Origin of the sequence: Streptomyces sp. CG 926 (assembly GCF_003148825.1) — a bacterium.
GTDB lineage: Bacteria > Actinomycetota > Actinomycetes > Streptomycetales > Streptomycetaceae > Streptomyces.
Window position 1 is genome coordinate 632,409 of record NZ_QGGZ01000003.1, and the last position, 15,345, is coordinate 647,753.

The following is a 15,345-nucleotide window of genomic DNA, read 5'->3' on the forward strand; positions in this document are numbered from 1 at the left end:
GGGACCAGCGGCCCCCGCCCCCTCCACCTTCAGGGGGTGGGGACGGCCCTGTTCCTACAACCTGAGATGGATCCACCATCGGCACCTGCGGTCGATCCCATGGCAGGCGGGCGCTCCTAACGTGGAGACATGACCACGCCAGTGTGCACGCTCGCCTCGACTCCGACGCCGTATCCGTCGTTCTCGGCGTACGTCCGGACCCGCGGCACGGTCCTGATGCGCACCGCGCGCTCCCTCACCGCCAACCCGTGCGATGCGGAGGACCTGCTCCAGACGGCCCTCGCGAAGACATACGTGGCCTGGGACCGGATCGAGGACCACCGGGCCCTGGACGGCTACGTCCGGCGGACCCTCGTCAACACCCGTACCTCCCAGTGGCGCAAGCGCAAGGTCGACGAGTTCGTGTGCGACGAGCTCCCGGAGACCGAGGCGGTTTCGGCCTGCGACCCCGCCGAGGCACAGGCGCTGCGCGACGCGATGTGGCGCGCGGTGACCCGGCTGCCCGACCGGCAGCGGGCCATGGTCGTCCTGCGGTACTACGAGGACCTGAGCGAGGTGCAGACGGCGGAGCTGCTCGGCGTCTCGGTCGGTACCGTCAAGAGTGCGGTCTCCCGCGCACTGGGCAAGCTCCGTGAGGACCCGGAGCTCGTGCCGGTCCGGTGATGCGCAGGCTGTTTCACGTGAAACCTGGGGACGTCCGGGGATGTTTCACGTGAAACACGCCGTGGTTTCTACTCCCGGGTAGTGACATGCCGGCCGGTACGTGCGCAGAATCGGCAGCATCCGTAGCCGCCGCAGCGCCGCAGCGCTCACCGGGAGGACGCTTTGCTCAGCACCATGCAGGACGTACCGCTCCTCGTCGCCCGCATACTCCGCCACGGGATGACGATCCACGGGAAGTCCCAGGTCACGACCTGGACCGGGGAGGCCGAGCCGCACCGCCGCAGCTTCGCCGAGATCGGCAACCGCGCCACCCGTCTCGCCGGCGCCCTGCGCGACGAGCTCGGAGTGCAGCAGGAGGAGCGGGTCGCCACCCTTATGTGGAACAACGCCGAGCATGTCGAGGCGTACTTCGCGATCCCCTCCATGGGTGCGGTCCTGCACACCCTGAACCTGCGGCTTCCTCCTGAGCAGCTGGTCTTCATCGTCAACCACGCCGCCGACCGGGTGGTGCTGGTCAACGGCACGCTGCTGCCCCTGCTCGCACCGCTGCTGCCCCACCTGCCGACCGTCGAGCACGTGGTGGTCAGCGGCATCGGCGACCGGTCCGTGCTCGAAGGCCTGAACGTGCGCGTGCACGAGTACGAGGAGCTCCTCGAGGGCCGCTCCGACAACTACGACTGGCCGGAACTGGACGAGCGCCAGGCGGCCGCGATGTGCTACACCTCCGGTACCACCGGGGACCCCAAGGGCGTCGTCTACTCCCACCGCTCGATCTACCTGCACTCGATGCAGGTCAACATGACCGAGTCGATGGGGCTCACCGACCGGGACACCACCCTCGTCGTGGTCCCGCAATTCCACGTGAACGCCTGGGGGCTGCCGCACGCCACCTTCATGACCGGTATCAACATGCTGATGCCGGACCGGTTCCTGCAGCCCGCCCCGCTCGCCGAGATGATCGAGCGGGAGAAGCCCTCGCACGCCGCGGCCGTTCCCACCATCTGGCAGGGCCTGCTGGCCGAGGTCACCGCCAACCCGCGTGACCTGACGTCGATGAAGCAGGTCACCATCGGCGGCGCGGCCTGTCCGCCCTCCCTGATGGAGGCGTACGACAAGCTCGGCGTCCGCGTCTGCCACGCCTGGGGCATGACCGAGACCTCGCCGCTGGGCACGATGGCACACCCGCCGGCCGGCCTGAGCGCCGAGGAGGAGTGGCCCTACCGGATCACCCAGGGCCGCTTCCCGGCGGGCGTCGAGGCCCGGCTGATCGGGCCCGCAGGCGACCTCCTGCCCTGGGACGGGGAGTCGGCCGGCGAACTGGAGGTGCGCGGCAACTGGATCGCGAGCTCCTACTACGGCGGTGTGTCCGGCGAACCCCTCCGGCCCGAGGACAAGTTCAGCGCCGACGGGTGGCTCAAGACCGGCGATGTCGGTGTGATCAGCGCCGACGGCTTCCTCACCCTCACCGACCGCGCCAAGGACGTCATCAAGTCCGGCGGCGAGTGGATCTCCAGCGTGGACCTGGAGAACGCGCTGATGGCGCACCCCGAGGTCGCCGAGGCCGCGGTCGTCGCCGTCCCCGACGAGAAGTGGGGGGAGCGCCCGCTGGCCACGGTCGTCCTCAAGGAGGGCGCGACCGTGAACTACACGGGTCTGCGCGAGTTCCTCGCCCGGACCGTCGCCAAGTGGCAGCTGCCGGAGCGCTGGACGTTCATCGAGGCGGTGCCGAAGACCAGTGTCGGCAAGTTCGACAAGAAGGTGATCCGCAAGCAGTACGCGGACGGCGCACTGGACGTCACCAAGCTCGACTGACGATCAGGGCCTAACCGCGGGTGAGCCATGGCCGCAGCAGCCTGCTGACCGCGGGCATGGCCACGTAGGTCATCAGGGTGCTGAACACGAGGGCGAAGGCGGCCGTCCGCAGCACGAAGTGCAGATTCACCAGGTACGGCCCGAGCACCGCGTTGCCGATCAGCGAGATCGGGAAGATGGCCAGCCCCGAGCTGATCACCATCTTCCACCGCGGCGGCGCGGGCCGGGTCGTACCCGGCTTGGCGAACCACGTCTCCATGCCGTGCAGTTCCCGGCGGGCTATCTCCGTGTGGTGGTGGCCGAGGCAGTTGGAGAACCACTCCGCCCGCTCCGGGGAGTCCTGCCAGCGCTCGAAAGCGGCCTGATTGCGGAAGCGGTGGACCAGGAACCACGGCCCGCCCTGCGTCGCCGGACGGAAGAGCCCGTACCCCAGGTGGTCCGGGAAGCCCGCGGCCGTCTCCAGGATGCCGTGGGCCCAGGCCTCGAAGGTCTCCTCGTGGCCGGGCTCCACCTGCCGGGCGATGAGCAGATTCACCTCCCCGTTGTCGGCGGGGACGGTGTGCTCGCTCGTGTTGATGATGGCCATCGGCCCAGGATTACTAGTTGGTGCCGATCTTGGCGAGCAGGTCCACGATGCGGCCCTGGACGTCCGCCGTGGTGGCCCGCTCCGCGAGGAAGAGGACGCTCTCGCCGGACGCGAGCCGCGGCAGTTCGGCCGGGTCGATGCCGGTCGTCGTGTAGACGACCAGCGGGGTGCGGTTCAGCTGCCCGTTCGCGCGCAGCCAGTCCACGATCCCGGCCCGCCGACGGCGCACCTGCATCAGGTCCATGACCACCAGGTTGGGTCGCATCCGCGTCGCCAGTTCCACGGCGTCGGTGTCCGCGCCCGCCCGCGCGACCTGCATGCCGCGTCGTTCCAGGGCGGCGGTCAGTGCGGTCGCGATCTCGTCGTGCTCCTCGATCAGCAGCACCCGGGAAGGGTGCTGCTCGCTGTCACGCGGCGCCAGCGCCTTCAACAGCACGGCCGGATCGGCCCCGTACGCCGCCTCGCGGGTGGCGTGCCCCAGCCCGGCCGTGACCAGTACGGGGACCTCCGCGGCCACCGCGGCCTGGCGCAGGGACTGCAGAGCGGTCCGGGTGATCGGCCCGGTCAGCGGGTCGACGAACAGCGCGGCGGGGAACGCGGCGATCTGCGCGTCCACCTCCTCGCGGGAGTGCACGATCACCGGCCGGTAGCCACGGTCGCTCAGCGCCTGCTGCGTCTGCACATCGGGCGCGGGCCACACCAGGAGCCGGCGCGGGTTGTCCAGGGGCTCCGGCGGCAGCTCGTCGTCGACAGGCTGCGGCACGGGCCGGTTGACCACCTCGACGGCGCCGCCCGGGCCGTCCAGCGGCTCGGGGCCCTCGTCGGAGCCGGCCTCGGGCGCCCCTATCGCGAAGGCTCGGCCCTGCGGGGTGGGCTCGGCGAGCCGGCGACGGCGGCCGGAACCGGAAGCCGCACCGGAACCGGAGGTCGGGCCGGAGCCGCTCGCATCGACGGAGATGCCTTGGCCGAGCGTGCCGAGGGCGCGCACGCTGATCGGCTGCGCGGCCTGGCCCTCCGCCGGGGCGTCCTGCGGGCGACGCGCACCGGGGACCGCGACCTGACCGGAGGCCTCGTCGCCCTCGGGAGCGGTACGGGCGGCCGGAACCGGCCATGCCGGAGCGCCGGCCAGCGCGCGGCGCCGCCCGGTCGGGTTCTCGGCGGAATCGTCGGGCTGCGCGGAGCCGGTGGCAGCGGCGGTAGCGGCCGCCTCGGGCTCGGGTTCGGCGGCGGGGGCGCCCAGCACCCGGCGGCCACGCCGCCCGGCCGGAGCGTCGGCGTCGGAGCCCGCCGCGGGGGGAGCCGCTGTCGGGCCGGCGGGCAGCGCGAAGCCGCCCTCGGGGGCGATGGGCCGCGCGGGAGCGGGCGTCGGCCCGAGCCCGGTCGCGGGCACGGGGCCGCCGGGCTGCGCCGAACCGGCCGGCCCCAGCGCCCGGCGCCGCCCGGCGGGATGCTCGGTCACCGGAACCGGGGGCACCGCGGGTACGGGCGGGAGCGCGGGCATGGCGGTGCCTTGCGGGGGCACGGGCCGTCCGGGGCCCTCGTGCCCGCCGGGGCCCTCGGCCTCGCCGCTGCCGTCACCGGCCCGGCCGCGCCTGCGTCCGGTGCCGAGCCCCGCCGGGTTCACCGGGGACTGCGCGAGCTCGGGGCCCGTCTCGGGAGCGTCCGCGGCCTCGCCCCCGCGCCGCCGCCCGGAGGGCAGCGCCAGCGCGCCACCACCCGGTGCGGGCTGTGCGGCCTGTGCCGCCGCGGGGTCGGGGGTCTCGTCGTCCAGGAAGGCGTCCACCCCGCGCCGGGCACGCCGGCCGCCGGAGACCTTGCCGGGAGCGGCGCCCCCGGCCGTCCCCGCGCCGTCCGTGGTCGGACCGGTCGGGGGCTCCTCCGCCGGCTCCGGCAGGACCACCGTTCCGGCGCCCGAGCCGAGCGGGAGCTCCAGCACGTACGCCCCGCCGGGCGCGCCCGGGACCTCCACCGTCTGCAGGACGCCGCCGTGCGCGGCCACGATCCCCCGCACGATCGGTTCGTGGACCGGGTTACCGCCCTCGTACGGCCCGCGCACCTCGATCCGTACGACATCGCCACGCTGCGCGGCGGCCACCACGATCGTCGAGTCGCTGTACCCGCTGCCCTGGCGGGTCTTGCCGGTGGCGTCGACCCCGGCCACGTCTGCGACCAGGTGGGCGAGCGCGGTCGCGATCCGGTCCGCGTCCACCTCGGCCTCGATGGTCGGCGCGTGGACGGCGAACTGCGCGCGGCCGGGACCGATCAGCTCGACGGCCCCGTCGACGCCCGCCGTGACGACGGTGTTGATCAGGACGTTTTTTTTCGTGAGCCGGTCCCTGCCGGTGTCCAGGCGCTGGTAGCCGAGGACGTTGTCCACCAGCGTGGTCATACGTGAGTACCCGGCGGCCAGGTGGTGCAGCAGCTGGTTGGCCTCGGGCCACAGCTGTCCGGCGTCGTCGGCGGCGAGCGTCGCCAGCTCACCGCGCAGCTCGTCCAGCGGTCCCCGCAGCGATTCGCCGAGGACGGCCATCAGCTGGGCGTGCCGCGCGGCGAGGGCGTCGTAGGGCCGCCGGTCGGTGAAGGTCATGACGGCGCCGACGAGCTGCTCCCCGTCCCGTACGGGCGAGGTGGTGAGGTCGACGGCGACCGGCTGTCCGGCCTTGTTCCACAGCACCTGCCCGCGGACGCGGTGCTTGCGGCCGCTGCGCAGGGTGTCGGCGAGCGGGGACTCCTCGAAGGGGAAGGGGGAGCCGTCGGCGCGGGAGTGCTGGACGAGGCCGTGCAGTTCGCGGTTGCCGAGGTCGGTGGCGCGGTAGCCGAGGATCTGGGCGGCGGCCGGGTTGACCAGCACCACCCGTCCGTCGGTGTCGGTGCCGACGACACCCTCGGCGGCGGCGCGCAGGATCATCTCGGTCTGCCGCTGCGAGCGGGCCAGCTCGGCCTCGGTGTCCACGGTCTGCGAGAGATCGCGGACCACGAGCATCAGCAGCTCGTCACCCGTGTACGAGGGTTGCGGCTCACGGTAGGCGTCGCGCCCGTCGAGATGCGCGCTGGTGACCTCTACGGGGAACTCGGAGCCGTCGGTACGGCGCGCGGTCATCCGTTTGGGTTTGGCGCGGCCGCCGTCGTCCTCGCCGGGCCGGCGCATGGAGCCGGGGATCAGCTTGGAGTCGAACTCGGGCAAGAGGTCGAGCACGCCCCGGCCGACGAGCCCGGTGCCGGGACTCTCCATGACCTCGAGCGCGATCGAATTGGCGTTGACGACCGTGCCGTTGGCGTTGACGAGCAACAGCGCGTCCGGAAGAGCGTCGAGTATTGCTGCGAGGCGAGCAGCGCCTCGGGATGGCCTGCTGCTCACGACGAGCTTCCTCCCTGACCACAACTACCGGCAAGTCACGGGAGGAGTCTAAGGCCACAGGCCCGCGATGAGGTGGCCGATGTGTGGTGGATACCGCCCATCCCGCGCATCCTCCCAGGTCAGGAACGCCCACTCGGAAGCAGAGGTTCCAACTCGTCCCAACGACGGATCTCGCATCCGTCGGTCCGCCGGAACGTGGCGTCCACCTTGTGGCCGTTCCACGTTCCGGTGATCCGGGCGGTGGCGGGACCCCCGTGCTGCATGGTGCAGATCTGTCGCTTGGAGACGGGGGCGAAGGGGTCCTTCCCCTCCCTGGCGAAGTGGTCCAGCCGGGCGCAGGCCCCTTCCGCCTCCGGGTGGTCGCCGCCGACGGGGCCGCATTCGAGCCGGTACTCCCGGTCCAACTGGCGGTTGCCGGTGTCGGCCATGGCGATGGTGAGGTGGTCGGGCGTCGCCAGCAGCCTGCCCAGCGGGAGCGGCGGCAGTGGCCCGGCCACCGCGGCGGCCAGGGCGGAGGTGGCGGCGAAGGCGGCGAGACGCAGCATGGGGCACTCCAGGTCGTCCGTACGTCGTACGGCCTGCCCAACGACGAGAGGCGCTCCGACGTTGCGTGCCGCGGCCGCATTAAGGCTTTGCCCTCCGCCCGTCCCGCCTAGTACCGTGGGAGCGGATTGGTGAGGGGCCCTGCGCCTGTGTCATCATCTGCACGCACCTTCGTACGCGAGGGTGTGCTGGAGGCGTCGCCTAGTCCGGTCTATGGCGCCGCACTGCTAATGCGGTTTGGGGCTTACACCCCATCGAGGGTTCAAATCCCTCCGCCTCCGCACCTCATCGAAGCCCCGGTCCTGACGGACCGGGGCTTCGATGCGTTCCGGGACGATCCGGCCCGCTCCACCCTTTGCGCGAAGCCATCCGGATGATCTCCATCCGGCCCGTTTCCGCAGGTCAGCATGGGTTTGGCTAATGGATTTCGCGTCCCGGCGAGGTCCATGTATTGTTGTTCTCGCAAGGCCAACGGGGCGCAAAACCCCGAGAAGCCCAAGCACTCGTAGCTTAACGGATAGAGCATCTGACTACGGATCAGAAGGTTGCAGGTTCGAATCCTGCCGAGTGCACGCTGATCAAAGGCCCCCTGGAGATTCTCCAGGGGGCCTTTGACATCAGCGGGTGACATCAACGTGTGAAGCCGGACCGGTCAGGCAGCCGGAGACTCCTCCCGCGCGTCACCCTCCTCCTCGCCGGATTCGTCAACGCCGAGCGCGTCGTCCATCCGGTCGGCGGCGGCGCGCAGCGTCGTCTGCATGACGTGCGCGTAGGTATCCAGCGTCATGGTGATCGTGCTGTGCCCGAGCGTCTCCATGATCGTGCGAGCGTCCACACCCTGTGCGAGCAGCAGTGAGGCGCAGGTCGTGCACACGGACCCGCCGGACCTTGGCGTTGCTGCACAAGATCGTGAGCATCCGATTCAGGCTGCGCGGGTCCGTGGCGCGGCCGGTCGGTGTCGTGAAGATCAGCACGTTCGGCTGGTGGGCGAGCGGCTGCCACTTCTCGCCGGCCACCTTCCGGGCTGTCTCCTGCTGCTTCTGGTGGGCGAGCAGCGCGTCCACGCATCGCTTGGGGAGAGAAACGGTGCCGATGGAGCGCGCCGTTTTCGGGGTGCCGAAGATCAGCTCTCGTCGGATGCGCTGGAGATTGCGCCGGACCCTGAGCTGTCCGCCCACCAGGTCGACGTCCGACCAGGTGAGTCCCAGGACCTCCCCGCGCCGCAGCCCGGTCGAGATCAGCAGGAGCCATAGCGCGTACAGGCGGTGGGGCCTGGCGGTCTTCAGGAGCGTCCGCACTTCTGCTGCGTCCAGGGGCTGGACTTCTTCGCGCTGCACGGTGGGTGTCTCCACGATCCGGGCGACGTTGCGCGCCACGAGTTCTTCACGGACTGCCTGCTGGAGTGCCGAGCGGAGCACGGCGTGCACGTACTGGACCGTTCGAGCCGACGGCCGGTGTGCGCAGCATCGGCCCACCGCGCAGCAGGTTCGGTCCTCCTTGGCACGCGCGGCATCGGCTCCACGCATGCAGCAGAGGCACCCTGCCTTGAAGTCGGCGAGGAACCGGCGGACATCGGTCGGCGACAGTCGGTTGAGCCGCTTCGTGCCGAGCGCGGGACGGATGTAGAGGCGAGACAGCCCCTCGTAGCTGCTGAGCGTCGCGGGCTTGAGCCGGTTCGGAGCGATGGCGGCGAGCCAGTACGTCAGGTACTCCCCGAAGGCCATCGACGACGTCGCGGCCGGGATGCCCTGGCGGGTCTTGTCTTGCAGCTCGATGAGTTTGCCGCTCACCTCCCCGCGGGTCTTGCCGTAGACGAACTTCCGGACCCGAGTGCCGTCCGGCCGGTAGACGTAGGCGGCCGCCTGATAGCGGCCGTCCTTGCGCTTTGTGATGGTGCCTTCCCCATTGGCGCGCCTCTTGGCCATCAGGCAGCCTCCTCAAGCTTGTTGTGGATGTAGGTCTGGAGGGAGACGAGGGGATGCGCCGCGTGCGGCCCTCGGTGTAGCTGAGAAGGGCGCCGGAGCGCAGCAGGTCATAGAGCTTGCTGCGGCTGAGCCGAAGGGCGTGCATCGCCTCCGGCACGGTGATGGCCTCATGGGTCGCGGGCAGCGTGAAGCTCGAAGCGGGCTCCATGTGGTGTGAGAGGGGCCGTCGCCTGGCCCTCTGAAAAGTTGGCGGCACAATGCCGTGGGTCGCGGACCATCGCGGACCACCCCATCTGACCTGGGGCTTTTCGGGGCCGATTGCTGGACCATCGCGGACCAGCCGCGCTGGCGTGGTTAGCGAGGGGCTGATCTCGTCCAGTCAGGGGCTCGGCTACGAGGTTCGCAAGCACGAGGTGTTCAAGCTGAACGCGTCGCGCTTCGAGAATCTGACCTTCGAGCAGAACGGCGACGCCTACAACACGGACGTTACCAATGCAGGGCGGCGACCAAGCCAGACGTTCCGGGTGGAGATGGCGCCCGCCAACGCATACGTAGATGACGTGCCGTGGTCGACACAGGCGACCTACTACCCCGATTGGCTTGCAAAGGAGGCACCGCGCCTTGCCGAGCCCGGCGACATCGCGGAAGGTACAACGCGATATCTCGCTGCCGCTGGCATCGAGTAGATCGGCTACTTCGATGAGATCTCTACCCGGATGCCGACGCCGGATGAAGCTCGTCTCCTTGACATGGGGGCCGGCGTCCCCGTGCTGCTCTGGACCCGAACCGGATTTTCTGGGGAAAGGCCACTCCGTTGCACGGTCACCACCTTCCGGGGTGACCTCAACCGGATGAATTACAAGATCGGTGACCTGTCCGCGCGATCCGAGGTTGAACCGAAGTGATCATCGAAAGTGCAACAGTCGACGACGTTGCCAAGCTGCTTGCCTTCCGTGGGGAGGCGGCGAATTGGCTGCGCAAGCGTGGCTCTGATCAGTGGCGGCGCCCGTACCCGGCAGACCGCCTGCTAGCCACAATCAGGCTGGAACAGTCTTCATGGTCCGCGACGGTGACGAAACCGCCGCCACGATTACCCTGACGCGTGACGTCGAGGCCGGGCTGTGGTCAGGCGAGGAACTCGCCGAGCCGTCTACGTTCGTGAACAAGCTGACGGTCGCCAGGGCGCACGGAGGAAGCAACCTTGGCGGGCGGCTACTCGACTGGGCAGGCGACCGGGCGCATCGCTCAGGCGCTTCATGGCTTCGCCTTGACGCATGGACGACGAACTTTGCACTGCAGAACTATTATCTGCGCTATGGATTTGAGTACGTTCGCACCGTTACGGAGGGTGGTGCCGTCAACGGGGTCCCCGAGTTTCGGGCGGGCTTGCGCAACGTCCCACGCGGCCAGCAATCGTTTACGGGCTGAAGGATGGAGCGCCGGTCCTATCCCGATCTCCTGGTCCGAGGGCTGATCCCGGACGATACGAAAGGTCGGTGGCGCACGGTCTACCCCTTGGAGTGCGCTCGCCTGGCTTGCTCAAATAGAAACAGGTCCCTTTCTCCCGCGGCTCCCAAGGACTTGAAGATCTCCAACAAAGGGTCGATTGAGTCAATTCTGCTCTTTGCGATCCCCTCAATTAGCAAGTCGGCGAACTGGATTTGATCTGCCTCTCTCAGCCCGAACAGGAGCCCTGGTATTTTACTTTCCGGCCTTTCTGTCGCGATGCCGTCAATAATGAGTTGCCGATGCTCCGCGCTCAAGGAGCCAACTAGCTCCGTAATTTCTGTGTGATTCTTTCGCACGGCGATGGATTTGAAAATTGTGCGAATCGGCTCATCGGAGGGGAACTCGGCGAACAGATGGATCATTTCCAGAATTCGTTGCGAGTCTGCACCCCAAGTGAACCAAGTGAGAGTGCTATCCGGCAGGTATCGACCGTTCATGGTCTTGAAATCCCACCCCAGGTCCATGATGAGGTCAAAAACTTCCTGGGGTGAGCGATCCGCAAAGTAGATGCAGACCTGTGGACCGATGCTGGATTCGTGCCTTTTGTTGAGTTCTCGAAGGAGATCAGCCACGGCAGTCAGGGGGTAGTGCAGCCCGATGGCCCTACCCATTGCGCGCATTTCTTCTTCTGTCTTTCGGGTGAGGAAGTTAAGTAGGGTTGTCGTTAGCTCTGCTGGGGAAAGTTTAAGTTCCGCTGCATCCTGTCCGGGTCGCGCGGATGGAACATTTTCTCGAGTCAAGCGGTCCAGCTTTCTTTGTAGGCTTTCAGCCCTTGAATTCGATTCAACCGCTTCCTGTAGTGCGATTTCCAAAGCCTCTGCGTTGCGCGATTCATTTCCCGACTCTGCCGCTATTTCTGCGCTTTCCAATTGAGATTCAAGGGCGTTGCAGCGCTCCTGGGTGGATTGAGCGATTTCTCGCGCGCGCCCAAGTTCTTCTTGTAGGCTCACGATCTCTTGGCGAAGGCGCGTGATTTGGTCCTGCGCACTCTCGTTTCTGGATTCAAGTCGCAGAATTTCTGACTGTTGGTCCGCCTCCGCTCCTTCTAGCTCGCGCATGGTGACCTCTAGTTCTGCGATGCGCTGTTGCCGGGACTGCAACGCCTCCAGAAGTACCTGCTCTCTGATCTCTGCCCGGCGGTGGCTTCGGTCCGCTTCTTCGAGCTGATCTTGCAGGTTTTGGACTTCGTACCGACCCATGTTGCTGACGCGCAACGCGGCCCTATGAAGCTCTCGTGTGTGGTCCACCACGGCGCCGAGCAGGGGCACTTGCCGCATCACCCCTACCTCGGCGAGCAGGCCGTGAACAAAGGGCCACGGTGGGATCCGGGTGCCGTTCAGATAGCGGGATACCGTACCGGGATCGCAGTGGCAACGAGTCGCGTAGAGGCGTACCGAAACGCGCAAGGGGCGAAAGAGATCGCGTAGGTGCTGAGCTAGGGCTCGTGCTTCTGGCGAAATCTCGTTGCTGACCGGCTGCAGCTCGGAGTTCAACTGCTCCCCCTCGGTGGTGTGTGAAGTGTTGCAAGTATCGGCAACGCGTGACAGTAGCGGCAACACCCCATCGAGCGGCGAATCTTGACGGGCAAGCCCAACTCGGCCTTTTTGGCGCTACTTGAGGAGCTGTTAGAACATGACTGCGAATAATGTGGAGCCGCAGATGCCGGACGAGACCCCCACCGTTGTGGTGTTGCTGAGCTTGATCGGTGAGTTGGTGTCCGACGACACCAATCAGGCGTCGGCATTCTGCCTGCTCCTCGCGCTCGCCTTCCTCCTCCTGCGCTACCAGCGTCGATGACGGCCTGACGTCTTCAGCTGGTTGACTTCAGCGCCTGACATCAACGTCAGCAGACGTCAGCGCACGGCGATCGACTGGGTGGACTCGTCGACGAGGCGTCGGAACCGGCATCGGCCCTTCTGACGGCTGGTGGAGGTGAGCGCACCCGCCTACGGATCAGAAGGTTGCAGGTTCGAATCCTGCCGAGTGCACAGCAGGACAGAGGCCCCGGACGAAAGTCCGGGGCCTCTGTCGTATGTCCTGACGGCCCGGTGTCTCCTCCTTGATGGGGACGGGGTCCCCCGGAGGATGTCGGGGGTGGGATGGCTCTGGCGGGGGACGCGGACCAGCGGCCGGCGTCGGTACGGTTTTTGGAGATCGTCCGAGGCTGGACGTCCGAAGCCGGAAAACGGGGGCACTCATGGGACTGTTCGGGAACGCTCACACCGTCGACCCCGTGTCGGCGCAGCGGGACTACGCGCGGCTGCTGGGGCAGGGGGAGCAGGTGCATGCCGCGTATCTGCTGATCCGGGACACGATCCTGTTCACCGACCGGCGGCTGGTGCTCGTCGACAAGCAGGGGCTCACGGGGAAGAAGGTGGAGTACCACTCCGTCCCGTACCGGAGCATCACGCACTTCTCCGTCGAGACCGCCGGGCACTTCGATCTCGACGCCGAGCTCAAGATATGGATATCCGGCAGCTCGACGCCGATCGAGAAGACCTTCACCAAGGGCGTCGACATCTACGAGGTGCAGGCGATCCTGACCCAGTTCGTCGCCCGGTAGGCGGCCCGGCGGTCACAGGAAGCGGGGCAGCCCGGTCACCGACATCACCAGGGAGTAGAGGGAGGTGGTGGCGGTGATGAAGAGGCGGTTGTTCTTGGGGCCGCCGAAGGTGATGTTCGAGACCGGTTCGGGGACGCGCAGGCGGCCGATCAAGGTGCCGTCCGCGGCGTAGCACCGGACGCCGTCCTCCATCGCGGCCGCCCACAGCCGGCCCTCGTCGTCGAAGCGGATGTTGTCGACGCCGGGGCAGGTGGTGAAGACGCGGTCGTCGGTGAGGGTGCCGGCGTCGGTGACCTTGAAGGCGCGGATGTGACCGGCCCGGGTGTCCGCGGCGTACAGCTCGCTCTCGTCGGGGGAGAAGACCAGGCCGTTCGGGCCGAGGAAGCCGTCGGCGACCATCCGGACCTCGCCGGTCGAGGGGTCGGCCCGGTAGAGGTTGCAGGCGCCGATCTCGCCGGCGGCGCGGTGGCCCTCGTAGTCGCTGGTGATGCCGAAGTCCGGATCGGAGAACCAGATGGAGCCGTCCGAGCGGACGACCGCGTCGTTCGGACTGTTGAGCCGCTTGCCGTCGAAGCGGTCGGCGATGACGGTGAGACTGCCGTCCGGTTCGGTGCGGGTGACGCGCCGGTAGCCCTGCTCACAGGTGATCAGGCGGCCTTCGCGGTCCAGGGTGTTGCCGTTGGGGTGGCCGGCCGGGGAGCGGAAGACGGAGACCGCGCCGGTCGCCTCGTCCCAGCGCAGCATCCGGTCGTTGGGGATGTCGCTCCACACCAGCTGCCGCCACGCGGGCAGGTAGAGCGGGCCCTCCGCCCATCGGCAGTCGTCGTAGAGCCGATCCAGCCGGGCGTCGCCGTTGGCGCAGCGGCCGGTCCGGAATCGTTCATCCAGAATCTCGTACAAGGTGAGGTCGGCTATGGCAGACATGATTCCCCCTGGAAGAGTTCTACCGAATTATGTTTGGCCTGATGGTGAGATTGCAGGATCAGGTACCGTCTTCGCAAGGGTCGACAGGCCCATGAGAGGAAGATTGCGTGGACGACATCGACCGTGCGCTCGTCCTGCGCCTGCAGCAGGACGCCGGCCAGTCGTACGCCGCTCTCGGCACGGCCGTCGGGCTCTCGGCGGGGGCCACCCACGAGCGGGTACGGAAACTGCGCGAGCGCGGGGTGATCCGGCGGACCACCGTGGACGTCGACCCGGCGGCCGTCGGCAGCGGCGTCCTGGCCTACGTGATGGTCGACTCCAACGCCTGGATGGGCGAGTCCGGCGCCGACTTCGCCGCGATCCCCGAGATCCAGGAGGCGCACATCATCGCGGGCAGCGCGTCGGTACTGGTCAAGGTGCGTACGGCCTCGACCGAGCAGCTGCAGGACGTCCTGCGCCGCCTCTACGCCATCGACGGCGTCAGCGGTACGCACGCCACCGTCGTCCTGGACACCTTCTTCGAGCGGCCGCTCCCGCTGTGACGTGGTGGTGCACCGGGATCCGGTGGAAGGCGGGACGCCCCGCCATCGGGTGGTACGGGGAGGGGCGCGGCGAGCGGGTGAGCGAGCTCGTCTTCGGGCAGCGGATCGCCTTCGCCGCACACGGGGAGCGGCACTGCCTCGGTGTGCGGCGGGCCGGGAGGCGCACGCCCTGCCCCACCGCGGACACCGTGCCGGGCCGCGCCGGGAACGCGCAGTGCCCCGAGTGCGCCCGCCTCGACCGGTCGTTCTCCGTGGCGGCCGACACCAACGCCGCGGATCCGCGCACCTACCGGGTCTACCTGGCCTGGTTCGGGCCCGGCATGGTCAAGGTCGGGATCACCGCGGAGGAGCGCGGCTCCGCCCGGCTGCTGGAGCAGGGGGCGGTGGCATGGGCCTGGCTCGGGCGTGGCCCGCTGATGGCCACCCGCCGCACCGAGGAGCTGCTGCGCGCGGCGCTCGGGGTGCCCGACCGGATCGCGTACGCCCGTAAGCGCGGCGTACGGGCCCACCTGCCGGCAGCGTCCGATCGGGCCCGGGAGGTCGCCGAGCTGCACGCCCGGGCGACGGCGCTCGCCGGGTGGCCGGAGTCGCTGGAGCGGGTGGAGTGCGAAGTGAGCGACCACGCCGGGGCGTTCGGGCTGGACGCCCTGCCGGGCCTGCCGGGGCCGGGCCGGGTGCTCACCGAGATGGTGCCCGGCGGGTGTGTCGTGGGCCGGCTGGCGGGCGCGGCCGGTCCCGATCTGCACCTCGCCGACGGACTGGTGGTGGACACCCGGCTGCTGGCGGGCTGGGAGCTCGTCGCCGCGGGGGACGAGGCCGCGACCTCGGTCCCGACGGCGCAGATCCCGTCCGCCTCCGGGGGGCCCGCTGAGCAGGGCGGGCTGTTCTGACCGGGGTTGCCCGTGGCCCGGCCCGTGGCT

The 15,345-nt window shown here is 68.7% G+C and carries 12 protein-coding genes, 2 tRNA genes and 2 pseudogenes; 10 read left to right on the plus strand and 6 right to left on the minus strand.

Going from position 1 to position 15,345, the window contains the following annotated elements; translation table 11 throughout:
- Positions 1 to 129: 129 nt before the first annotated feature.
- Positions 130 to 663 carry a SigE family RNA polymerase sigma factor gene (locus BCL76_RS11535; protein ID WP_109779360.1) on the plus strand — a complete coding sequence of 178 codons (534 nt, stop codon included), beginning with the start codon at positions 130 to 132 and terminating at the stop codon, positions 661 to 663.
- A gap of 162 nt (positions 664 to 825) precedes the next feature.
- Positions 826 to 2,475: a long-chain fatty acid--CoA ligase gene (locus BCL76_RS11540; protein WP_109779361.1), complete on the plus strand. Its 1,650-nt coding sequence runs from the start codon at positions 826 to 828 to the stop codon at positions 2,473 to 2,475.
- 10 nt (positions 2,476 to 2,485) lie between these two features.
- On the opposite strand, the gene BCL76_RS11545 is transcribed toward BCL76_RS11540, so the two are convergent.
- The 3 genes from BCL76_RS11545 to BCL76_RS11555 all read right to left on the minus strand — a co-directional run bounded on the left by BCL76_RS11545 (position 2,486) and on the right by BCL76_RS11555 (position 6,964).
- Positions 2,486 to 3,061 (minus strand): antibiotic biosynthesis monooxygenase, encoded by a 576-nt coding sequence (locus tag BCL76_RS11545; protein WP_109779362.1) that lies wholly within the window; start codon positions 3,059 to 3,061, stop codon positions 2,486 to 2,488.
- Between the two features lie 13 nt (positions 3,062 to 3,074).
- Positions 3,075 to 6,419 carry a response regulator gene (locus BCL76_RS11550; protein WP_109779363.1) on the minus strand — a complete coding sequence of 1,115 codons (3,345 nt, stop codon included), beginning with the start codon at positions 6,417 to 6,419 and terminating at the stop codon, positions 3,075 to 3,077.
- Between the two features lie 119 nt (positions 6,420 to 6,538).
- A complete protein-coding gene (locus BCL76_RS11555; protein WP_109779364.1) occupies positions 6,539 to 6,964 on the minus strand; it encodes an SSI family serine proteinase inhibitor in 426 nt (141 codons plus the stop codon).
- Between the two features lie 188 nt (positions 6,965 to 7,152).
- Between BCL76_RS11555 and BCL76_RS11560 the strand changes: the two genes are divergently transcribed.
- Positions 7,153 to 7,243 (plus strand) — tRNA-Ser (locus tag BCL76_RS11560).
- A 218-nt stretch (positions 7,244 to 7,461) separates the two neighbouring features.
- A tRNA-Arg gene (locus BCL76_RS11565) sits at positions 7,462 to 7,534 on the plus strand.
- Positions 7,535 to 7,666: 132 nt separating this feature from the next.
- Here the strand turns inward: BCL76_RS11565 and BCL76_RS39675 are convergent.
- Positions 7,667 to 8,887, minus strand: a complete 1,221-nt coding sequence (locus tag BCL76_RS39675; protein ID WP_375137904.1) for a tyrosine-type recombinase/integrase — start codon at positions 8,885 to 8,887, stop codon at positions 7,667 to 7,669.
- Positions 8,888 to 9,222: 335 nt separating this feature from the next.
- On the opposite strand from BCL76_RS39675, the pseudogene BCL76_RS11585 reads away from it, so the two are divergent.
- A pseudogene (locus BCL76_RS11585) lies at positions 9,223 to 9,792 on the plus strand (UTRA domain-containing protein); the annotation flags it as partial.
- Positions 9,789 to 10,332, plus strand: a pseudogene (locus BCL76_RS11590) (GNAT family N-acetyltransferase); the annotation flags it as partial. The pseudogenes BCL76_RS11585 and BCL76_RS11590, both read left to right, overlap by 4 nt.
- A 63-nt stretch (positions 10,333 to 10,395) precedes the next feature.
- Here BCL76_RS11590 and BCL76_RS38500 read toward each other — a convergent pair.
- A complete protein-coding gene (locus tag BCL76_RS38500) occupies positions 10,396 to 11,889 on the minus strand; it encodes a hypothetical protein (protein WP_146228356.1) in 1,494 nt (497 codons plus the stop codon).
- 139 nt (positions 11,890 to 12,028) lie between these two features.
- On the opposite strand from BCL76_RS38500, the gene BCL76_RS38905 reads away from it, so the two are divergent.
- A complete protein-coding gene (locus BCL76_RS38905; protein WP_181382510.1) occupies positions 12,029 to 12,193 on the plus strand; it encodes a hypothetical protein in 165 nt (54 codons plus the stop codon).
- A 400-nt stretch (positions 12,194 to 12,593) separates the two neighbouring features.
- Positions 12,594 to 12,959, plus strand: a complete 366-nt coding sequence (locus BCL76_RS11600; RefSeq protein WP_030762749.1) for a PH domain-containing protein — start codon at positions 12,594 to 12,596, stop codon at positions 12,957 to 12,959.
- Positions 12,960 to 12,971: 12 nt separating this feature from the next.
- Here BCL76_RS11600 and BCL76_RS11605 read toward each other — a convergent pair whose 3' ends face one another.
- Positions 12,972 to 13,883 (minus strand): SMP-30/gluconolactonase/LRE family protein, encoded by a 912-nt coding sequence (locus BCL76_RS11605; protein WP_109779366.1) that lies wholly within the window; start codon positions 13,881 to 13,883, stop codon positions 12,972 to 12,974.
- Between the two features lie 107 nt (positions 13,884 to 13,990).
- Here BCL76_RS11605 and BCL76_RS11610 point away from each other — a divergent pair, with 107 nt between their 5' ends.
- The gene (locus BCL76_RS11610) at positions 13,991 to 14,425 is read left to right on the plus strand and encodes an Lrp/AsnC family transcriptional regulator (RefSeq protein WP_033223357.1); all 435 of its coding nucleotides are present in this window, start codon (positions 13,991 to 13,993) and stop codon (positions 14,423 to 14,425) included.
- The gene (locus BCL76_RS11615; RefSeq protein ID WP_109779367.1) at positions 14,422 to 15,315 is read left to right on the plus strand and encodes a DUF2797 domain-containing protein; all 894 of its coding nucleotides are present in this window, start codon (positions 14,422 to 14,424) and stop codon (positions 15,313 to 15,315) included. Before BCL76_RS11610 ends, BCL76_RS11615 begins: the two co-directional genes overlap by 4 nt.
- Positions 15,316 to 15,345: the final 30 nt, after the last annotated feature.